This is a genomic window from Colwellia sp. 1_MG-2023 (genome assembly GCF_030546755.1).
Taxonomy (GTDB): domain Bacteria; phylum Pseudomonadota; class Gammaproteobacteria; order Enterobacterales; family Alteromonadaceae; genus Thalassotalea_H.
This window is the reverse complement of sequence record NZ_JAUOPE010000002.1, coordinates 43557-66368: the sequence shown is the minus strand read 5'-3', so window position 1 is coordinate 66368 and position 22812 is coordinate 43557. Positions and strand designations below refer to the sequence as shown.

17 protein-coding genes are annotated in these 22812 nt (G+C 36.9%); 13 read left to right on the top strand and 4 right to left on the bottom strand.

Translation table 11 applies throughout. The features are described from left to right. Positions 1-209 precede the first annotated feature (209 nt). Positions 210-2189: a methyl-accepting chemotaxis protein gene (locus tag Q4493_RS02505; RefSeq protein ID WP_303449176.1), complete on the top strand. Its 1980-nt coding sequence runs from the start codon at positions 210-212 to the stop codon at positions 2187-2189. A gap of 129 nt (positions 2190-2318) precedes the next feature. Beyond that, positions 2319-3896 carry a YdiU family protein gene (locus tag Q4493_RS02500; protein WP_303449175.1) on the top strand — a complete coding sequence of 526 codons (1578 nt, stop codon included), beginning with the start codon at positions 2319-2321 and terminating at the stop codon, positions 3894-3896. On the opposite strand, the gene Q4493_RS02495 is transcribed toward Q4493_RS02500, so the two are convergent. Further along, on the bottom strand, positions 3893-4348 hold the full coding sequence (locus tag Q4493_RS02495; protein WP_303449173.1) for a CBS domain-containing protein: 456 nt from the start codon (positions 4346-4348) through the stop codon (positions 3893-3895). The two genes, Q4493_RS02500 and Q4493_RS02495, sit on opposite strands and share 4 nt — an antisense overlap. Positions 4349-4659: 311 nt before the next feature. Here Q4493_RS02495 and Q4493_RS02490 point away from each other — a divergent pair, with 311 nt between their 5' ends. From Q4493_RS02490 to Q4493_RS02465, 6 genes are all read left to right on the top strand, one after another. Next, entirely contained in the window at positions 4660-6798 is a 2139-nt protein-coding gene (locus tag Q4493_RS02490; protein WP_303449559.1) for an ABC transporter permease subunit, read from the top strand. 15 nt (positions 6799-6813) lie between these two features. Next, the gene (gene pstA, locus Q4493_RS02485) at positions 6814-8451 is read left to right on the top strand and encodes a phosphate ABC transporter permease PstA (RefSeq protein ID WP_303449171.1); all 1638 of its coding nucleotides are present in this window, start codon (positions 6814-6816) and stop codon (positions 8449-8451) included. A 78-nt stretch (positions 8452-8529) separates the two neighbouring features. Then, positions 8530-9354 carry a phosphate ABC transporter ATP-binding protein PstB gene (gene pstB / locus Q4493_RS02480; RefSeq protein WP_303449169.1) on the top strand — a complete coding sequence of 275 codons (825 nt, stop codon included), beginning with the start codon at positions 8530-8532 and terminating at the stop codon, positions 9352-9354. Positions 9355-9375: 21 nt separating this feature from the next. After that, positions 9376-10062 carry a phosphate signaling complex protein PhoU gene (gene phoU, locus Q4493_RS02475; RefSeq protein ID WP_303449167.1) on the top strand — a complete coding sequence of 229 codons (687 nt, stop codon included), beginning with the start codon at positions 9376-9378 and terminating at the stop codon, positions 10060-10062. 261 nt (positions 10063-10323) lie between these two features. Beyond that, a complete protein-coding gene (locus Q4493_RS02470) occupies positions 10324-11004 on the top strand; it encodes a TIGR00153 family protein (protein ID WP_303449165.1) in 681 nt (226 codons plus the stop codon). Between the two features lie 9 nt (positions 11005-11013). Beyond that, a complete protein-coding gene (locus tag Q4493_RS02465; RefSeq protein WP_303449163.1) occupies positions 11014-12309 on the top strand; it encodes an inorganic phosphate transporter in 1296 nt (431 codons plus the stop codon). Positions 12310-12394: 85 nt separating this feature from the next. Here the strand turns inward: Q4493_RS02465 and Q4493_RS02460 are convergent, their stop codons facing one another. Further along, positions 12395-13123: a hypothetical protein gene (locus Q4493_RS02460; RefSeq protein ID WP_303449162.1), complete on the bottom strand. Its 729-nt coding sequence runs from the start codon at positions 13121-13123 to the stop codon at positions 12395-12397. A 77-nt stretch (positions 13124-13200) separates the two neighbouring features. Beyond that, positions 13201-13941 carry an ABC transporter substrate-binding protein gene (locus Q4493_RS02455; RefSeq protein WP_303449161.1) on the bottom strand — a complete coding sequence of 247 codons (741 nt, stop codon included), beginning with the start codon at positions 13939-13941 and terminating at the stop codon, positions 13201-13203. Between the two features lie 164 nt (positions 13942-14105). Here Q4493_RS02455 and Q4493_RS02450 point away from each other — a divergent pair, with 164 nt between their 5' ends. The 4 genes from Q4493_RS02450 (at position 14106) to Q4493_RS02435 (ending at position 20173) form a co-directional block, all read left to right on the top strand. Then, complete coding sequence (locus Q4493_RS02450; protein ID WP_303449159.1) at positions 14106-14483, top strand: YacL family protein; 378 nt, start codon at positions 14106-14108, stop codon at positions 14481-14483. A 98-nt stretch (positions 14484-14581) separates the two neighbouring features. Then, positions 14582-15853, top strand: a complete 1272-nt coding sequence (locus tag Q4493_RS02445; RefSeq protein ID WP_303449158.1) for an efflux RND transporter periplasmic adaptor subunit — start codon at positions 14582-14584, stop codon at positions 15851-15853. Next, positions 15853-18993 carry an efflux RND transporter permease subunit gene (locus Q4493_RS02440; protein ID WP_303449157.1) on the top strand — a complete coding sequence of 1047 codons (3141 nt, stop codon included), beginning with the start codon at positions 15853-15855 and terminating at the stop codon, positions 18991-18993. Before Q4493_RS02445 ends, Q4493_RS02440 begins: the two co-directional genes overlap by 1 nt. Before the next feature lie 28 nt (positions 18994-19021). Further along, positions 19022-20173: a PQQ-dependent sugar dehydrogenase gene (locus Q4493_RS02435; RefSeq protein ID WP_303449156.1), complete on the top strand. Its 1152-nt coding sequence runs from the start codon at positions 19022-19024 to the stop codon at positions 20171-20173. Positions 20174-20309: 136 nt separating this feature from the next. Here Q4493_RS02435 and Q4493_RS02430 read toward each other — a convergent pair whose 3' ends face one another. Next, the gene (locus tag Q4493_RS02430; RefSeq protein WP_303449154.1) at positions 20310-21152 is read right to left on the bottom strand and encodes an HDOD domain-containing protein; all 843 of its coding nucleotides are present in this window, start codon (positions 21150-21152) and stop codon (positions 20310-20312) included. Between the two features lie 220 nt (positions 21153-21372). Here Q4493_RS02430 and Q4493_RS02425 point away from each other — a divergent pair, with 220 nt between their 5' ends. Beyond that, positions 21373-22464 carry a YCF48-related protein gene (locus tag Q4493_RS02425; protein ID WP_303449153.1) on the top strand — a complete coding sequence of 364 codons (1092 nt, stop codon included), beginning with the start codon at positions 21373-21375 and terminating at the stop codon, positions 22462-22464. Positions 22465-22812 lie beyond the last annotated feature (348 nt).

Sequence of the window (22812 nt, the reverse complement as noted above, 5' to 3'; positions counted from 1 at the left end):
ATTAAAAGGAATGGCCACCTGGTCGTTTTAATAAGTTTTTATTGTATTTATGTATAAATTAATCTGAATAATTGCGCTAAATCAAATATAAAATAAACTAAAAATGCTATGTTGTATTTGAGTAATTATTACACTCACACTTCTTGTTTGTATTTTAAACTTATAACTACTTTTGGAAAAACCAAAATCGCCTCATTTAGGGATGAATAATGATACTTGCTGATGTTTCTTTTAAAAATAAAATTCTTTTATTACTCGCTTTACCGTTAATTGGCTTTATTTGGTTAAGTATTTCTGCAATCACAAAAAGCTATTTAGTGAATAAGGAAATGGCACAACTTTCACAGTTGACAGAGTTATCGGTAACGTACAGTGAGTTAGTGCATGAATTACAAAAAGAGCGAGGGATGACGGCGGGTTTTCTAGGTTCAAGTGGAACAAAATTTACCTCAGAAATAGAAAGCCAGCGTGCTGAAACTGATAAAAAGCAGGCTATTACCCAAAAGTTTCTTAGCAGTAATGATTTTGAACAACCAGCAATAATGCAACTAAACCAGCAAATTCAAGCGGAATTAAATGAGTTAAACCAAATCAGACAACAAGTCAGTGGTTTAAGTATTCCGGTTGGTGATGCCATTGGTTTTTATACCAACTTAAACAGCAAGTTATTAAAAGTTGCTAGTGTAATTGCTGAGTCGAGTACTAATGCAGATGTCACGAAAGTAATCACGGCGTATTATAATTTTTTACAAGGCAAAGAGAGGGCGGGAATTGAAAGAGCTGTATTAAGTAACACTTTTGCAAAGGATGAGTTTTCACCCGGTATGTTTGTTAAATTTATTGCGTTAGTGACTCAGCAAAATACTTACTTTGCTAATTTTATTGCTTTTGCGAACGCTGAAACCATTGCGTTATTTAAGGAAAAGTTAGCTCATCCTTCTGTGTCGGAAGTTGATAGAATTAGAGAGGTCGCGCAAAATACGCAACGAAATTTCTCAATCGATGCACTTTATTGGTTTGAACAATCAACTCAACGCATTGGTCAACTTAAACAAATAGAAGTCGGGCTATCAAATCGCTTGTTATCCATGAAAACAGTGAAGAAGAAAGATGCCTTTTATGCCTTTATCATCAATATATTACTCAGTCTTTTATTAATTATTTTTGCTGCACTTATCAGTTTTTTTACTATCAAAGATTTAACGTCAAGAGTTAATGCACTAACGCAAGTGATGACGAGAGTCAGATCTGATAATGATTTAACGGCACGGGTTGAAGGTGAAAGTGCCAGCGAGTTAGGACAAATTGCTTCAGGATTAAATTTAACTTTAAGTACCTTCTCTGGGGCGATTAATGAAATATCTTCGTCAAGTTTAACTTTAGCCTCAGCTGCAGAAGAAACGTCACAAACTTGTGAGTATAATTCTGCCTCTATGTTAGAGCAGCAAGAAAGAATTGGATTAATTGCGACCGCCGTAGAAGAGTTATCCGCAACAGTAAAAGAAGTGGCAAGTAATACTCAATTAACAGCAGACTCTGCTAGAGACGCAGATAGTCAGGCGCAAAATGGCTTGGCGGTTGTTCAACAGTCGTATCATGCTATTGAAGATCTAGCACAGGAAATTGACGGTTTAGCAAAACAAATAAACAATTTACACGAGAGTAGCCAAAATATAACTAACGTGGTTGATGTAATAAAATCTGTAGCGGAGCAAACAAATTTACTCGCTTTAAATGCTGCTATTGAAGCTGCAAGGGCCGGCGAGCAAGGTCGAGGTTTTGCGGTTGTAGCCGACGAAGTAAGAACACTTGCACAACGCACTCAACAATCTACTGCTGAAATAGAAGGTTTTATTACCTCTTTACAATCCGATGCAAATGCTGCGTTTAATGTTATCGAACAAAGTCAGCAAAAAGCCGTGGATGCCGTTGAAAATTCTAAAAATGTAGAATTGACATTAGAAAGCATTTCAGGGGCAGTAAGTAATATATTTACCATGACTGAACAAGTGGCTACCGCTATAGAGGAACAGTCTGTGGTTACTGAAGATGTGGCACAAAATGTTGTATCTATTGAAGAAAAGTCGACAGAAACAACAACCGGAGCCGCTCAAATTGCGGCAACAGCGAAAGAGCAAGCTTTGCTAGCAACCACACTACAAGACATTGCGAAAACATTTAAAGTTTAAGGATAATTAAGCACCATTTTTACAGGGTAAATGGTGTTTATTTTCTTTTGTTGAATACATGAACTTTGCTTTAGGCTTTTGCTCGTTTGAGATAGAATTAGCGTTACATGCCATTTTGCTTTGACCTTTATGAACCAACCTTTTAGTTTGAAAATTGATAATCAATTTACTCTTCTTCTGCCTGCAGATATACAACAAGATGTTTTTCCAAGACAAGTTGAAAATGCGGCATTTTCGTATGTAAATCCACAAAAAACTCAACAACCGTCACTGGTTTCTATGAATGAATCTTTAGCGTATGAATTAGGATTTTCTCCAAAAGATATTCAAGATAAAACGATTGCTGACGTGCTAACCGGTAATAAAATTATTAACGGTATGCAGCCATATGCTATGAATTATGGAGGTCATCAATTTGGCCAGTGGGCAGGGCAATTAGGAGATGGCAGAGCAATTAATTTAGGTCAAGTTCACACTGAAAATAAAGGCTTACAAACACTACAATTAAAAGGAGCGGGCAAAACGCCTTATTCTCGTCATGCCGATGGTTTAGCTGTGCTTCGCTCATCCATCCGAGAGTACTTATGCTCTGAGGCTATGTTTCATTTAGGGATCCCAACTACTCGCGCGTTAAGTTTATGTTTAACGGGGGATAAAGTGACAAGAGACATGTTTTATGACGGGAATCCACAATTAGAATTAGGAGCCGTGGTTTGCCGAGTATCGTCTTCATTTATGCGCTTTGGCAGCTTTCAATTGCCCGCCATGCGTGGTGATAAAGCATTATTAAAGCAAATGGTCGATTTTTCTATTAGACAAAACTTTGCTCATTTAGGCGAGCCAAGTCCTGAAGTTTATTTAAAGTGGTATCAAGAAATTAGTGAAAAAACCTGCCAATTAATCGTTGATTGGATGCGAGTAGGTTTTGTTCATGGTGTGATGAATACTGATAATATGTCGATCATTGGTGAAACTATTGATTATGGGCCATACGGCTGGATTGATGCGTTTGACTTAACCTGGACGCCAAACACTACCGACGCTCATGGTAAACGTTACAGTTTTGGTCGTCAGCCTGAAATTGGCCAATGGAATTTATTTCAGTTAGGAAATGCCATTTATTCGTTAATTGAAGATGCTGAACCACTGAATAAAATTTTAAATGATTATGCGGTAAATTATGAACAAGCGTGGCAAAAAATGATGCAAGCTAAGGTAGGGTTTGATTCGTTAATTGTAGAAAACGACGCGGCTTTATTTAATCGTTTAGAAAAACTCATGATGAGCATTGACATTGATATGACCCTGTTTTATCGAGCGCTGTCATCATTACCCCAACAAGCCAATTTATGGCAAGCACATTTCTTAGATTGTTTTTATCAAGATATTCCGTTAGCGGATAATTATTTTGAACCGTTTTCAATCTGGTTATCTGATTATCAACAACGACTGACATTAAATACAAGCACGCAACAACAACGCCAACAGGCGATGGATGCAGTAAATCCTAAGTTCGTATTAAGAAATTACTTAGCTCAGCAGGCGATAGAAAAAGCTGAGCAAGGGGATTATTCGATGATTGAAGAATTGCTACAGGTATTACAAACGCCTTATGACGAACAAAAGGCATTCGAGCACTATGCGGTAAAACGTCCAACATGGGCGAAAAATAAAGCCGGTTGTTCTATGTTGTCGTGTAGTTCTTAAAGAATTTGAATATCTGAATTTTTATTTTGTTTTGCTAATTTCATGCGATATTGAATTGCGATGATTTTAAGTATGTCGCGCCATGAAATAATGCCTATTGGATGGAAGTTTTTATCCACTATCGGTAAGCATGAAATATGATGATCGTGAAACAATAAAACTGCCTCATTTAATGAGGTATTTTCATTTGCGGTCACAATTTCTCTACTCATGATTAAATGAATTTTCTTACTGAGCAGAACCGTATCTTTTGGGGTTTCTTTTTTTGTACCTACATTGGGGCTCAAATGTTTATATAAATCACGATCGGTAATAATGCCGGCAAGCTCTATACCATTTTTGATTAAAATATGATGAATGTTGTGTTGTTCAAATATTTGTTTTGCTTTTGATAAGTTATCATCAATATCAAGCGTAATAACATCTTTGGTCATAAATGAGCTTAACGACATTTAATTACCTTAGCTAAATTCAGTCAGATAAACATCATTAAAAGATAAACAAGTTATTGCTATTTAACAATAACCTTTACGGCACTTTTCAAAATATTCTCGTTATTATTGATTGAAAAGTTTTGCTGTCACAAAAGTGTCACATAACTGTCTTATACTTTCGCCAATTGGATAATTTCTATCTTTTAAGGTGTTTATCAGTGTCAATCGCGCTTAAATCAGTCGGCATACGTCAGGTTAAGAATTCATTAGCTAAATGGTTAATAACACTCGGTGGTATTAGTGTGTTATTTACCCTAGTGCTGATTTTTATGTATTTACTCTATGTAATAAAGCCTGTTTTTGAATCAGCTACCATTTCACCTGTTGCGTCATTTGCTATTGAAAATGAACAACAGGTTCTAGCTACGGGCTTAGATGAATTACAAGAGTTAGCTTATACAATCAACACAAGTGGTAATATTAATTACTATGCTTTAAAGCCTGATCATCAGATATTAACGGATGATAAAAAGGTTGCTCTTACGTTTCAAGAATCGATCAGTGACAGTAAAATAACCAATGTGATTGATGCGGGCGAAAATTATAAATTATTGCTCGATGAAAATAATCATGTGTTCTTAATTTCACCAAAATTTCAAACAAGTTATGACACGGGAGCGAGAGAAGTTATCCCGCATATTAGCTATCCGTTAGGTGAAGAATCTATTGCTGTTGACGAGCAAGGCGCTGAATTTACCCATTTATCTTTTGCCATGAACGACGAGAAAGCCGTTTTTATTGGTTTTACACAAGACCAACGGTTAATTAAAACCACTTTAATTGCTGAAGATGATTTTTCGTATGATCCTAGCTATGAAATTGAATACCAAACCATTGATCTTTCTACTAATCAAGTAGATGAAGTTTTGGTTACGCCTGATCTTGCTATGGCGTTTATTCAAAATGGTGATCAAGTATTAGTGTTTGATTTATCTGATGATAGTGATGTTGAATTAAAAGCTACAATTATTCCTCAACTTGCCCAAAGCCGAGAAAAACCAATGCACATTACGGCTATGGCATTACTGTCAGGTGGCAGTTCAGTGTTGTTGGGTGACAGTAATGGTAAAGTGAGTCAATGGTTTGAAGTGGCTACGGACAATGGTCGTCAATTTAAACAAATAAGAACTTTTAACGTAAGTGATACGGAAGCGGTTCGTCAAATTCATACCGAGCAGTTTCGAAAAAGCTTTTATACCTTTACCGATTCTGGCGAAATGGGCACTTTTTATACCACCAGTGAGGCCGATTTATGGCGTGGCAATTTAACGAATAATATCCCTGATTCTTTCGTTATTTCACCAAGATCTGATGGCTTATTAATGTTTACGAATAATCAATTTCAATTATTCTCAGTTAAAAATGAACATCCAGAAGTGACTTGGCAAGCACTTTGGCAAGAAGTTTGGTATGAAGGTTATCCAGAAGCTGAATATATTTGGCAATCTACCTCAGGTTCTGATGACTTTGAAGGCAAGTTTTCGTTAGTGCCTATTTCTTTTGGCACCATGAAAGCAGCGATGTACGCGATGTTATTTGCTGTACCTATTGCTTTGACCGCAGCCATTTATACGGCCTATTTTATGACACCGGGCTTGCGTAAAAAGGTCAAACCAACGATTGAATTAATGGAAGCTTTACCAACCGTTATTTTAGGGTTTTTAGCGGGCTTGTGGCTTGCACCAATTATTGAAACGAATTTACCTGCAATTGCTTTATTATTTATTATGTTGCCTATCTCGGTTTTTATCACGGCATTTGCATGGCACAACTTACCTAAAGAATTAAAGGCGCAAATACCAGAAACATGGGCACCTATTATTTTAATACCGGTTTTAATTTTGGTTGCATATCTTGCATTCGCTTTATCTCCTGTTATGGAAACATACCTCTTTGGTGGTGATATACGACAATATATTACCAATGATTTAGGCATTGATTTTGATCAACGTAATGCTTTAGTCGTTGGCATTGCAATGGGATTTGCTGTTATTCCGACCATTTTTTCAATGGCAGAAGATGCAATTTTTAGTGTGCCGAAACATTTAACGAGTGGCTCTTTAGCTTTAGGCGCTACCCAGTGGCAAACACTAATTAAAGTTGTGTTATTAACGGCTAGCCCAGGAATTTTCTCGGCAATCATGATGGGCTTAGGTCGAGCGGTTGGTGAAACGATGATCGTATTAATGGCAACAGGTAACACGCCAATTTTAGATTGGAGTATTTTCCAAGGTATGCGTACTTTGGCGGCCAATATTGCGGTTGAAATGCCTGAGTCTGAGGTTGGTAGTTCTCATTATAGAATTTTGTTCTTGGCAGCATTTGTCTTATTTATTTTTACTTTTGTGTTTAACACGCTCGCTGAATTTGTACGTCAGCGTTTACGTGAAAAATATAGTTCGTTATAGGTTGAGGTCTGAAAAATGAATAAATGGTTTAAATCAGGCTCACCCTGGATATGGTTATCAGCGGGTGGTGTAAGTCTAAGTTTAATCTCAGTATTGGGGTTATTATGGTTAATCGCTTCTCGAGGTTTATCGTACTTTTGGCCGGCTCAAGTTCATCAATTTGAATTGATGGATAATCAAGGAAATGCAAGTACAGTTATTGGTGAAATTTATGATCGTGAAAGTATTCCAAGCCAACAACTTGTACATTTGAATTTGGACTTAGATCCGAGTGAAGAAACGGTCGAGCGTTTATTAATTAAAACCGGTAATCGTGAACTGGTTAGTTTAGATTTTCGTTGGATTTTAGTCCCTGAAATTACTCAGCAATCTACCCCAGAAAAGTTAGTTGTGGTAGAACGAAGAACGAATGGTAATTTTTATGGTTTTATTGAAGCGGTTATTCAAGATGGAAAATCGGTATCAATCGATACCTTGCCTAGCTTGTTAACACGTGTTCTTGAGCTACAAGATAAGATTGAAACGCTACAAAAAGTTGAGATTGGCGCAATAAATTACCAACTTGAACGGTTACGACTACGTGAGCGTAAGCATAAATTACAAGAAACGTTAACGCTTGATAGAGCACAAGACATTGCCAATGAAGTGGCCATTTTACAAGCTAAGTATCAAGTACTAGAAAAAAGGTTATTAGCATTACGCGACGAAACTGCACGCGATCAAATTAAACTACGTGCAATGGATGATCAAATTGTCACAGTAAGTTTTGCCGATATTTTAAAAGTCACCAATAACAATCAAATGAACTCTTTTGAAAAACTGATGATGTTTTTCAGTCAAATAGCTGTGTTTGTTAGTGATGACCCAAGAGAAGCCAATACCGAAGGTGGTGTGTTTCCTGCTATTTTTGGCACCGTTTTAATGGTCCTACTAATGACAGTGATTGTTTCTCCGATGGGTGTTATTGCGGCAATATATTTACACGAATATGCGGGAAACAATGCCTTAACTAAGCTGCTAAGAATAGCGGTTATCAATTTAGCGGGTGTTCCTTCTATTGTTTATGGTGTATTCGGGTTAGGCTTTTTTGTTTATATGGTTGGCGGCAGTTTAGATCAGATTTTCTACCCTGAAACTTTACCAAGTCCAACGTTTGGTACGCCTGGTGTTATGTGGTCAGCAATAACATTAGCAATATTAACTTTACCTGTGGTGATTGTGTCAACTGAAGAAGGTTTATCTCGTATTCCTGCGGCAATGAGACACGGTAGTTTGGCTTTAGGCGCGACAAAAGTAGAAACCTTATGGCGAATCATTTTACCAATAGCAAGTCCTGCGATTATGACAGGTATAATTTTAGCTATTGCGCGTGCGGCAGGTGAAGTTGCTCCTTTAATGTTAGTTGGGGTGGTGAAAATGGCACCTAATTTACCGTTAGATGGTAACTTTCCTTTCTTACATTTAGATAGAAAATTCATGCACTTAGGTTTTCATATTTACGATGTTGGTTTTCAAAGCCCGAATGTTGAAGCAGCAAGACCCTTGGTATATGCCACAGCATTATTATTAGTAACGATCATTATTTCATTGAATATGACTGCTGTCTCAATACGAAATAAATTACGTGAAAAGTATCGCATGTTGGAACATTAAACTGGTTTAAGCATGTTACTTCGAGTCGCTTAGCGACCAAATGAAACGATTAAAAAATGATGAATAGTAGAGAAAAATATGATTTCTGTTAGCCCTAAAACAATATTAGATAGCACAACTAAGATTGATTTAAATAATATGTCTGCAGAGCAAAAAGCGCTAGATATTAAAAACTTAGATTTATACTACGGTGATAAACAAGCGTTACAAGATATCACGATGTCAATTCCTAAAGGACAAGTGACAGCGTTTATCGGCCCTAGTGGTTGTGGTAAATCAACGTTATTACGCTGTATCAATCGCATGAATGATTTAGTTGATCATTGCCGAATTGAAGGCGAGATAAACCTTCATGGCGAAAACATTTATAACAAACACGTTGATGTTGCTGCGCTTCGACGAAAAGTGGGTATGGTGTTTCAACGACCTAATCCATTCCCGAAAAGCATTTATGAAAATGTTGTATATGGTTTACGAATTATGGGAGAGAACAATCGCAGAGTTCTTGATGAAGCGGTTGAAACAGCATTAAAAAGTGCTGCCCTTTGGAATGAAGTGAAAGATCGATTACATGACAGCGCGTTAGGCTTGTCAGGTGGTCAGCAACAACGTTTGGTTATTGCACGAGCAATTGCGATAAAACCTGAAGTTTTGCTATTGGATGAGCCAACCTCTGCGCTTGATCCTATTTCAACCTTGACCATTGAAGAATTAATTAATGATCTGAAAAAACAATTTACCGTGGTGATCGTAACTCATAATATGCAACAGGCAGCTAGGGTTTCTGACCAAACGGCGTTTATGTATATGGGAGAGCTTATTGAATATAGCGACACCAATACCTTATTTACGACACCGGTTAAAAAGAAAACCGAAGACTATATTACTGGGCGTTACGGCTAATTAAAGCGTTAGGAGAATTATATGGATAACATGAATATTGGCCGTCATATTTCCGGGCAATTTAATGAAGATTTAGAGCGTGTGATTAATCATGTCATGCAAATGGGTGGTTTAGTTGAAAAACAATTGAGCGATGCGTTAACGTCAGTCTGTGATGCTAATGAAGATCTCGCCAAAAAAGTACTCAAAAGTGATGAATCTATCAATGAATTAGAAGTTAGCATTGATGATGAATGTACGCGTATTATTGCGAAACGTCAGCCGGCGGCGGGTGATTTACGGTTGATTATGGCAATTGTTAAAACCATTGCAGATCTTGAACGTATTGGTGATGAAGCACAGAAAATTGCTCAAGTCGCATTAGAAAGTTTAACGAAAGATCATAAAGAACTATTACTTAATTTAGATAATTTAGGTCGCCGTGTCCTCGAATATCTACAATTAACACTGGATGCGTTTACCCGAATGGACGTTGATTCAGCCATTAAAGCACACAAAACCGATGATAAAATTGATCGTGAGTACGAAGCGTTGATGCGTCAATTGATGACGTATATGATGGAAGACCCGCGTTCTATCCCACAAATTATGAGTGTTATATGGTCAGCTCGAGCGTTAGAAAGAATAGGCGATCGTTGCCAAAATATTTGTGAATATATCATCTATTTTGTTAAAGGGAAGGTAGTTCGTCATTCATCACCTGAGTAACTATTGTTACTGACAGTTACAGGAAACTATTAAAACTGTCGTACTTTCTAAGGTTAAATCATAGTTGAGCAATAGCGCTCTTTGTGTTTTTATTAGAGAGTTTAAGATAAATAGACTATGTTTTAGACACGTTCTAACATAGTCTTTTTTTATTTAGGAAAAAGTAATAAATTCGACATTAATCCTTTTGTTCATAGTGATAAATGGGTTAATATCCGCGCGAATAATAACAAAGAGCGATATTGCTCCTGGAAAACTATTATGGCCAGAAATTCAATTCTTGGTGTATTTGCAAAATCACCACTTAAACCATTAGAAAAGCATATTCGAATGGTGTCTAAATGTTCTAAGCAGCTTGTTCCTTTTTTCGAAGCGGTAACCGAAGAAAATTGGGCTACAGCAGGAAAAATCAGAACAAAAATTTCAAAATTTGAGCGTGATGCTGACGATCTTAAACGACAATTACGATTAGAGTTACCAGGCGGATTATTTATGCCTGTTGATCGCGCTGATTTATTAGAATTGCTTTCGCAGCAAGACAAAATTGCCAATAAAGCAAAAGACATCGCAGGGCGTATTTTAGGGCGTAAGTTAACTTTGCCTGAAGTATTGCATGAAGAATTTAAACAATATGTAAAGCGCTGTATCGATGCGATTGAAAAAGCAGCTGAAGCAATTAACGAATTAGACGACTTACTTGAAACGGGCTTTAGAGGCCGAGAAGTAGAGTATGTTGAAAATATGATTCAACAGTTAGATGCTATTGAAGATGATACTGATGCTTTACAAATCACTATCCGTAAAAACTTATTGGCAATTGAAGATGATTTAAAGCCAGTTGACGTAATGTTTTTATATCAAATTATCGATTGGGTAGGAGACCTAGCAGATTTAGCCGAAAGAGTCGGTGCTCGATTAGAAATTTTATTGGCTAGGAAATAAGGGTCAGTCATGGATATTTTATTACAACATGGTTCTACATTAGTCATGCTCGCCGCCATAGTAGGTTTTTTTATGGCGTGGGGTATTGGTGCAAATGACGTTGCGAATGCTATGGGAACCTCGGTTGGTTCGAAAGCACTGACAATTAAACAAGCAATTATCATTGCGATGGTATTTGAATTTGCTGGCGCATATTTAGCGGGTGGCGAAGTAACTTCGACTATTCGTAAAGGGATAATAGACCCCGGTTTCTTTATTGATATTCCGGAGTTATTAGTATTCGGTATGATATCAGCCCTATTAGCTGCAGCAACTTGGCTATTAGTAGCGTCTGTATTAGGTTGGCCTGTTTCAACCACTCACTCAATTGTTGGTGCAATCATTGGTTTTGCCGCTATTGGTATAAGCCCTGATACAGTGGCTTGGGGTAAAGTAGGCGGTATTGTCGGTAGTTGGATTATAACCCCACTTATTTCTGGTGTTATCGCTTTTATTATCTTTAACAGCGCACAAAAGCTTATTTTTGATACGGATAAACCATTAGATCAAGCTAAGCGTTACGTGCCTTTTTATATGTTTTTAGCCGGTTTTGTTTTGTCGTTAGTCACAATTAAAAAAGGCTTAAAGCATATTGGTTTAGACAATGTAAATTTAGGTTTTTACAATTTTGAATTAAAAGGTGCCGGCGGTTATTATTTAGCGGTTTTAGTGGCGGTGATTGTTGCCTTAATTGGTAAATATTTCATTACTAAACTTAAATTCGATGAGAAAGCTGATAAGAAGAGTCAGTATGGCAATGTTGAGAAAGTATTTGCTATCTTAATGATTGTTACTGCTTGTTGTATGGCATTCGCTCACGGTTCAAATGATGTTGCTAATGCTATTGGTCCACTAGCGGCTGTCGTTAGTATTGTTGATAACGGTGGTGAAATAGCGAAGAAAGCTAGCTTAGTTTGGTGGATTTTACCTTTAGGTGGTTTAGGTATTGTTGCAGGTTTGGCATTGTTTGGTCATCGAGTTATCGCCACTATTGGTAACGGAATTACACATCTAACGCCAAGTCGTGGATTTGCTGCCGAGCTTGCTGCGGCATGTACGGTTGTTATTTCATCGGGTGCTGGTTTACCTATTTCAACAACACAAACATTAGTGGGTGCGGTATTAGGGGTAGGAATGGCACGTGGTATTGCCGCGATTAATTTAGGCGTAGTACGAAATATTGTTATTTCTTGGGTTATCACTTTACCAGTAGGTGCCGGGCTTTCAATCGTCTTCTTCTGGATAATGAAAGCAATATTTACCTAATATTAAAATTTTTATGTCATCGAAAAGCCAGCAATTATGCTGGTTTTTTTATGCTTTAAAGGAAAAGGAAGTTGCATTTAATATGTTATTTCCCTAGTTTTTTTAGGACCTTTTTCATATGTTCTTGGAAGTTTTTATCGAACTTAGATTTGCCACAATTAAAACCTTCCACTGATTTAACCCCCTCAATACCGACAGCGGTTAAATCTCTTTCAATGGTGCATCGCCCGTCATCTCCTTTCGTTATTTGAATATCAGAACTAATTTGCTGGCTGGTTTTCTTTTTTATTTCATCCGTTGTTAATTGCTTTGTTGAATGAGGGACAAGGTTGGGTGAGCCATCTAATATTGAAGCAGATTTTTTTTGACTATAACGATAACTTTCTTGTTCAATTATTTTGTTATTGAGGTTTTTTTGTAGGTTATTTAGCTGGCTAAATGCGGAAAAATTTCGTGGCGGTTGGTTAACCACAGGATTATCAATGTTTTTTGTTGTTGTTTTTTCGGGATTTTTTGTTGGTTGTTCAACAATTTCAAGTTCAGAAGATGTTTCGGCTATTACGCTTTTTGGCCGTTCTTGGGGAATTGTAATGGGTTCGATATCTGTTTGCGGCGCTTCTTGAGTGCGACTGTCAACTTGTTCATGTGCTGATGTGTTTTCTTGCTTTGGTGGAACATACAGAAAACTTTTGATGGCTTGTGGTGTGGTATCACGTGTTAGTGATGGTACGGCTGTTGTTAAACTGATCAAATAAAAAATAACAATATGTACAGCAAGTGAGAGTAATATGGTTTGATAATATCCCTTTAGCACAATTGTTTTTCCAGACGACGAAATAATAATTTTTTGATGCTTGATAGACCATTAAAAGTATTATTTGTTCAAAGGAATTATTTATTGTTTCTAATGGCTTGAATTTCTCCACTATCTAAAAGCTGTTTTTGCATTTGAGAAAATAGCGCAACTTCTTGGGAAAAAGGAGACTTTTTTGAAAAGGCAATATAGGAGTCTACAGAACGATTATATAAATAATCAGCAAGTTTAATTTTTTGTTTATACTCGGCATTATCTATCCAAGGTTTTACTGATTCTTCACGCTCTAAAAATGTATCGATGCGATCTTTTAAAAGCATTTGTAGTAATTGATTATAATTTACTACTTCCACTTTATTTAAAGTGTTATCGTGATCAAACCGGTCAAAGTATGTAGCGGCTCTTAAGGTGCCTATACGCAAATTTGCTAAATCTGAGTAATTGGTAATATTAAGATCACTGTCTTGTCTAATATAGAACTGTAAAGGGAAGGTTTGCGTACTAAATGGTTGATCTAAGTAAGTTAAAAACTTGCTCCTTTCTGCTGTTTTTCTAAGGCCAATAATCGCATCCGCTTGTCCCATTTCTAAAAAGGATAAGCATCGTGCAAAGGGACAATGAAGAAACTTGACTTGCAAATTTAACTTTTCAGCTAACAAGGTAATTATTTTGACATTAATGCCAGTATATTTATTATCAACAAAATATGAATAGGGGGGTTCGATGTTGGTGGCGACCAATAGCGTCTCTTTATTTTCAGCAGAGGCTGAAAATACGTGGAGTATTAAACACAATCCCAGCGCCAAAATAATTTTCACTCAAACTACCACCTTTGTTGCTTGTCTCATTCATTATAATTTAAATTCGATAATCTGGCTAAACTATGTTGAATTAAGTCACTTCAGTCGTCATTTTCTTCTATAATTAAGGCTGAACATTCACTTTATTACTGTGTTCTGTCATTTATTTTTCTGAGGTGTTTATGGAATACGAATTTATTCATGATGCAATAACCGGTGGCGCAAAAGCTAAATTTTCATTAGAACATCAAATTGTAGGTCCTTGGTTGGAAATTGAATTAGGACAAAATACAGCAAAACTTGAAGAGATTTTGACGGCGATTGACTTGGTAGAGTCAGGAAAGTGTCAAGAAAAATTGATCACAGGTCATGAGTATTCATTAGTGGTTAATCAAGAAGATGTCCATATCCAAGCCAATGCATTACTTAATGGTGAAGAAAAATTACCAGAGGAGTTCAGTGAAGATGGAATGAACTTTGACGGTCAAGATAGTTCATCTTGTGGTGTAGAAGATTTTCGAACGTTATTATTGTCGTGGGCAAAATTTACAAAGGTTTAACTTTCTTTACAAAGTTTAAACTAATTTTTTCAAATAGTTATTGAATTTTATCCTACTAGTATAATAATAGCTTGATCCTTTCAAATTGAGATACTTACATGTTTAATAAAAAACCTTCTAGTAATACTGAGCGTCGTATGGTGCCTTTACGTTATGTATTAACACCTTTCGCTATTATTTTTGCTGCGATAATTTTATTAATTATAGTCAGTGCTCTTGCGCCAAAACCTGAAAAAAAACCGATTGTTCATAAGGCGCCTTTAGTTGAAGTAGAAAGCCTTAAAAAAGAAAGTGTTACTTTTGTCATCCCATCACAGGGGAATATTCTCCCGCGTACTGAAACCAATCTAATTGCTGAGGTTTCCGGAAAAGTAGTTAGTGTGTCTGAAAAGTTTAAAGTAGGGGGCTACTTTTTGAAAGGAGAACAGTTACTCGCTTTAGATGATGTCGATTACAAAATTGCTTTGATTCAAGCACAAGCCAATTTAGCGAATGCCAAAGCAAATCTCGTTGAACAAAAAGCACGAGCAGAGCAGGCTGAAGCTGAATGGTTGTTAAGTGGTGAATCCTTAGATAATGCGCCTGTATTAGCTCTACGTATTCCCAATTTACAAAAAGCGGAAGCTGATTTAAAAGCAGCTCAAGCTAATTTGCAATCAGCAGAAATAAAATTAGCGCGAACAAAAATTACGGCTCCTTATGATGCAATGTTACAAGAAAAGCATGTTGATATTGGTCAGTTTGTTAGTATGGGCACGACTATCGCGAAAACATTTGCTATTGATTACGCCGAAGTTAGGTTACCAATAAAGCAACGAGATGTTTCATTCTTAAACTTACCTAAAATTAACCAAGAACAAGCCAAAACAGCCCTTGTGGATATTCAGTTTGATTTAGATGGCAAGGTAACACATTGGCCAGCAAAAATTACTCGTTATGAAGGTGTGGTCGATAGTAAATCTCGCGTTCATTACATTGTTGCGCAAATTGATGATCCTTATGCATTACTTAGTAATAATCCACATCAAGAAATAAGGATGGGTGCTTTTATTCATGCCGATATTCAAGGGAAAACGGTTGAGGGGGTATTATCAATTCCTCGTGATGCACTTCATGGCGCTGATACTATTTATACGCTTGATACGACTAATAAACTTCATATTCAGAAAATAGAACTTTTGCGTACAGATGCGAGCTTTGTTTATAGTCTAAATGACTTACCTACTGGACATCGTTTAATCACTACTATGCTAGAAATGCCTGTTGAGGGTATGTCTTTACGGGTTGCCGGCGAGCAAAAAAATAATAATGAAGATGCTTTAAAAGAAACAGTACCACAAGAAAATACTGAAGTGATAGGTGAAAGCTAATGACTCAATCTTCAGAAAAACTCACTGGTATTATTGCTTGGTTCACTCGAAATAGTGTCGCAGCAAATTTGTTGATGATTTTTATTTTATTGGCAGGTTTTACCTCTTATCAAAGCATCAACAAAAAAATGTTTCCTGAATTTAACCCTAATAGTATTCAGGTTATGGTGCCTCACTTAGGTGCTGCACCAGAAGAAGTGGAGCAAGCGGTAATATTAAAAATTGAAGAGTCCCTTGAAGATATTGAAGGGATCAAACGTATCACTGCAATTGCAAATGAAGGCATGGGTGTTGTTACTATTGAATTGCAGTCAGGCTATTCAATGGCAGAAAAGCTTGATGAAGTTCAAATGCAGGTTGATGCGATAACCACTTTCCCTGCCCAAACAGAAAAACCTATCATCACCAAGCAAGAGTTCAAAGGACAAGTGATGTGGTTGTCTATTAGTGGCCCTATGGAAAGGCGTGCTAGACAAACCATGGCGCAAAATATTCGTGATGAAGTGATGGCACTTTCCAGTGTAAACAGTGCAGAGATTGTTGGTAGCCGCAACTATGAAATTAGCATCGAAGTTTCAGAAGAAAAATTACAGCAATATCAATTAACGTTTGATGAGATTACTCAGGCAGTTAGGCGTTCGTCTATTGATATGCCGGGTGGAACGATAAAAACCACAGGTGGGGATATACTTGTTCGTACCCAAGGGCAAGCATACACCGGCGTTGAGTATGCAAATTTGGTGTTAAGAACAGAACCTAATGGCACGCGATTAATATTGTCTGATGTTGCTAATATTATTGATGGTTTTGTTGAAGTACAGGGCTTTGCGGTTTTTGATGGTGAACCAACATCAAGCATTATGGTGCAGTCAACAGGTGATCAAAACGACTTAGAGATTGCTGCCGAAGTAAGAAAGTATGTTGCTGAAAAAAATAAAAATTTACCACAAGGTGCCAAATTAAGTGTTTGGGGTGATGCTTCTTATTACCTTTCTGCCCGACTCGATATGATGATCTCAAATATGCTACTCGGGGCATTTTTGGTTTTTCTCGTACTGGCTTTATTTTTACGAATCAAAATCGCTTTTTGGGTAATGTTGGGTATTCCAATCAGTTTTTTTGGTGCCTTTCTAATGATGCCATTATTAGGCGAGTGGTCTGTTTCTATTAACATGCTGAGTTTATTTGCCTTTATTATGGTGCTTGGTGTGGTGGTTGATGATGCCATCGTCATAGGTGAGAGTGCGTATGCTGAAATTCAACAATATGGTCATTCAACCGATAATATTATTCGCGGTACAATGCGGGTTGCTATGCCTGCAACGTTTGGTGTTTTAACAACTATTGCGGCATTTGCTCCATTACTCTTTATTGATGCCACGTTTGCGGCGTTTTTTAGGTCAATTACTATCGTGGTTGGCTTTTGCTTATTATTTTCATTAATTGAGTCTAAATGGATATTGCCCGCTCATTTAGCCCACATGAAATATGTTCCATTAACCAATGACAATACCAACCGACTTGAGCGTTTTCAAATGCGTTTCAAAGAGAAATTAGATCATTTTATTCATCATACATATAAACCTTTTTTAGAAAAGACACTGATTGCCCGATACAACACTATGGCAACTTTTGTCGCAATTTTAATCTTATCTATTGGGCTGATTTCTGGCTCATTTGTAAAAGTAGAAGTATTCCCGAATATTCCAAGTGATTTTATTCAAGGGCAAATCATTATGGTTGATGGCACTGCGCCGCAAAAAAGAAATGATGCGATTGAGCGAGTGAATAAAGCTGTTGAAACTATTGCAGAAAAAAACAAGTTTAATGGTAATTCTTTCATTAAACATACTATGGTTTTTACTAGCGGAAACACGCAGGCAACATTTTTGTTAGAGCTAGTTAAATCAGAAAATCGTGATTTAAATGCCTATGAAATTGAAAAATTATGGCGTGATGAAATAGGTGAAATCCCGGGTACGAAAGAACTTCGCTTTTTTGCGGGCACCAATGCCGGTGGTGGAGCGGCAATAGAGTTTCAATTAACCGGCAAGAACGACCAAGAGTTAGAACTTGCGGCTGAGGCTATTCAGGCTAAATTAGAAAGTTACGACGGTGTTTATGATATCCGTCATTCGTTTAGTCGTGGTAGCCAAGAAATTAAATTAGCGATAAAACCAGAAGCGGAAGTATTAGGTTTAACGCTAGCAGACCTTGCTAAACAAGTACGACAAGCCTTTTATGGTGATGAAGCGCAACGCATCCAACGAGGTCGAGATGAGCTCAAGGTGATGGTGCGTTATCCAGAGGAAGACCGTTTATCTGTGGCTGATTTAGAAGATATGTGGATCAGAACGCCAAGCGGTGCTCAAGTACCATTTTATCAAGTGGCTGATATTCAAATAGGACGAGGATTTTCAAGCATTACCAGGATAAATCAAAAACGTTCAATTAAAATATCCGCGGATATTGATAGTGAAAAAGTAGAATCTCGTAAAGTAGTTTCAGAAATGAATAACGAGGCTATTCCAAATATATTAGCAGATTATCCTTCGGTTCAATATGGTGTTGAAGGAGCGAGTAAAGATCAACAAGACTTTTTAGGTCAACTCGGTTTTGCGGCTATAGGTGCGTTGTTTTTAATTTATGGTTTAATCGCTATTCCAACAAAGTCATATGTGCAACCTATCGTAATAATGTCAGTGATTCCTTTTGGTATTATTGGTGCCATTTTTGGCCATTTTGTTTTAGGAAAAACTATTAACATGATGTCGATGTTTGGCTTTATTGCTTTAACCGGGGTTGTGGTTAATGACAGTTTGATTATGGTTGATTTTATAAACAAAGCAAAAGGTAGTGGTTTGCGAATGATTGAAATTGTTATGCAAGCGGGCACACAAAGATTTAGAGCAATATTGTTAACATCGTTAACCACTTTTTTTGGTATTTTTCCGCTTTACTTTGAACAAAGTTTACAAGCACAGTTTATTATCCCAATGGCAATATCATTAGGCTTCGGTATTGTTTTTGCAACATTAATTACGCTGTTTTTAATTCCTTCACTTTATTTGATAAAAGAAGATCTTCGGAAGGTTTTTAATAAACCTAAAAAGGCTCAATCGCCAATATTAGAGAATTAAATATATGACGAAAAGTATGAATTTGTTTATGTCTAAATTAGTAAATAGTGTACTCGTAATCATGGCTTTAAGTCTGACGGGCTATGTCAGTGTTAGCCATGCTTTTGATTCTCATCCTTTAAATACAACAGCGTTTTTTGGAAAGTATAAATTAGCTGATGTGAACGATGGTTTTGATATTCCTTGGGGCATGGTGCAATTGCCCAACCAAGATATATTAGTTTCAGAACGTCGTGGTGAGTTGCGCGTAATTCATCAAGGTAAGTTACTAGATAAATCGATCCAGGGGCTGCCTAAAATAGACAACAATGGTCAAGGCGGGCTGTTAGATTTAGCGCTAGATCCTGACTTTATTAATAATTCGTGGCTATATTTTACCTATGCGGATGACTCAGGTGATGGACGAGGAAGTAATACCGCATTAATGAGAGCAAAGCTCAACCTTGCAACAATGTCGTTATCAAATCAAACACGTTTGTATAAAGGTAAAGTGAACTCTACTAAAGGCCAACACTATGGCAGCCGTATCGCTTTTGATGAAAAAGGCTATGTGTATTTCTCTATCGGCGATAGGGGCAGGCGAGATGAAAATCCTCAAGATTTAAAGAAAGATGGCGGTAAAATTTATCGACTACACAAAGATGGCAGCATCCCTTCTGATAATCCATTTTTGGATGAAAATGGTAAAACAACTGCAGTGTTTTCATATGGTCATAGAAACCCACAAGGCTTAGCGTTTGATACATCAACAGGTGTCTTATGGTCACATGAACATGGCCCTAAAGGCGGTGATGAAATAAATGTCATTTCTGCGGGGAAAAACTACGGTTGGCCAGTTGTGAGTTACGGGGTGAATTACAGTGGTACTACATTTACTGAATTGACTGAAAAAAAAGGCATGGCAAATCCAGCGCTATATTGGCTTCCTTCAATAGCACCATCGGCGATGATTTATATTACCTCAGATAAATACCCTCAATTGAAAGGGAAGCTTTTATTAGGTTCAATGAAGTTTGGCTATATTGTTGCAGTAAGTGTTACTGATAATAAAGTGGAGCAACAGTTTAAATTATTCAATAATTTAGGACGAGTACGCAGCTTAATGCAAGGTGTAGATGGATTCATTTATGTAGGTTTAGATGGTGGAGGTATTAAAAAACTACTGCCAATTGATACTTAAATATTTCTTGCTCACTTTTCGTAATCAGATTATTGAATTAGTGAGCGGTTGTTTTATATTAAGCGTCTGTTTTTAAAGTAATGACTAGTTTTTTTGAAATAATTACTAGATGTTTTTAAGTTAAGGTCGTCATAAATTAATCTTGAAATTCTGCACTGTCTTCAAATAAATCTTGATAATCTTCTTCATCAATATCTAATAAAGTGAAAATTGAATCTTTTAAGTAAGGCCAATCAGCGGCGTCTCGAAAGTGTTTATGGTTATGCACGATATTTTCTGCCATTTTTAGCGTGGCAAAGTAATACTGCTCGGGTTGGTTAGTTAAAATATCAAGGAATGTTCTGTCATGATGGCAGAGAATCAATTGACAGATGTCTTTTGGTAAGCGCCAAGACGAGGCAACATAATAACCTAAAGTGGCGTGGTTCACCTGATAAACACTTTCTTCAATAGATGTTAATGTTTCGCTAGGTGTTTTCATCGCATGTTCATAGGTTTCCGTGTAATCAGAATACTTCATTGCCATCACTGGAATGCCGCAATCATGAAATAAGCCGATTGAAAATAATTTATCAGCTGAAAGTGGCTGTTTGATAGCTTTGCCAATAAATACATTGGTATTGGCAATATTGCTGGCATTGGTCCAAAACTCTTCTAAAGCAATACCGCAATCATTTTGATTAAAACTTTTTCGAATTAACGTGTTAGTTACTAATGATATTATTCCGTTGACGCCGATGTAACGAACGGCTTTGTGAATATCTGCAATAGAGCGAGCTAAGCCATAAACCGGCGAGTTGATGGTTTTAAGTACCGTTGCAGAAACAGCAACATCCTGAGAGATAGTGTCTGCTATTACGTTAATATCTGGTTCATTCTCTGCCATAAGCTTTTGTAGTTTTAACAACAACTCTGGCTGTGCTGGTACGGCGAATCCACGACCGATATCTGCAATTACTTTTTCATCAATAGTTAGCATTTTAATGGTATATATTTTTTGAGTTTATTAACTTACTGGTAAAATCAATTTATTAACTATCGCTTAAATCTTGCCAACATACAACGATAATGGGCATTAATCACAAACTTAAGGTTGCTTTATAGAGGAGATGCTGGCTTTTTTATTCGGGAATGTGTTGTTATTTTTGGTGATTTATTGAATAGTTAAATGGTCATTAACTTCACATAAAGCGATGAAAATGAATAGAAAACTAATCGGTAACAATAACAAGAATATGAATCGTATTTTATCGTCACTCCTTATACTTTTATTTAGTATCTCTAATTACTCCGCCTTTGCGACTATGTCGATTGATTTACCGCAATGGCAATATATGACCATGAAGGGGAGCCCTTCGCTGCGAGGTGCCGCCATTATTGAAAAGTCATTATGGGTAACAGGTAGCAATAATAGTGTGTTTGTCAGTCAAGATGGTGGTGTTACTTGGCAAGATAAATCCGTTAATGCATCCGTTATTACTGACTTTAGAGATATAGCGCTATTTGATCATCAAACAGCAATTGTGATGGGGGTTGGAAATGGACAATCATCTCGGTTATATAAAACGGTAGATGGTGGAGAAAACTGGCATTTACTTTATCAAAATACTGATGAACAAGGTTTTTTTGATTCAATAGCCTTTTGGGATAACAATCAGGGGTTGTTATTAGGGGATCCTGTGGATGGTTATTATGTTGTTAAAAAGACACGTGATGGCGGAAAAACATGGCAGAGAATTGCTAAAAATAAATTACCACCAATATTAGATAAAGAAGCCGCATTTGCCGCCAGTGGTAATACTTTGATTGTCGGAGAAAATGGTAAAGCTTATCTTACAACGGGTGGTTTTTCTTCATCGGTTTATGTGAGTGAAGATTATGGCGAATCTTGGCTTCGATATAGTGTGCCCTTGTATCAAGAAACTCAAACGGCTGGCGGCTATGGTTTAGCGTTGAATCATAAAGGTGAACCTTTTGTCTTAGGAGGTGATTATCAACAGCGGCCTAAACAATATGCCAATATGGCAAGATTAGACAATGACGTGTGGGTTTCAGTCAACTCAGGTGAAAATGGTTTGAGAACAGCAATGAGTTGTCAGGGGAATATTTGTATAGCAACCGGTAAAACAGGAATTGATGTGTCTTTTAATGCTGGTAAGCATTGGCAAGTTTATCAAAATAAAAATGTGCCAGCAGGTGATAAGGGCTTTTATACGCTTGCTTCAGATAGGTTCGTTTTTGTTGCTGCTGGAGCTGATGGAAAAGTAGGGGTTTTATCGTTTCAACGTTAGCTGTAAAGACATGATTAAAATTTAAAATTAATAATAAAAAAACGCTAGAAAAGTTATTTCCTAGCGTTTTTTATTTAGGGCATGTTGATCTTTCGCGATGATTTTTGCAACTGTTTGTTTGGTATTTATACAAAGCATTGCGAATGTTATGTGGTTATTTCAACTCAATGAGCAAAAATGCAGTAGAAATGACAAACAAACGTTGCCCTAAAGGTTCAATTAAAAGCCATTTTTTAATTCGTTGTTCGCTATTTACATGGAACAACCACGCTACTTAACTCACGCCTTGAATAAATGGCTTTTATTTTGAACAAAATTTAACCTCGAAAGGTCAACACACCCTAATAT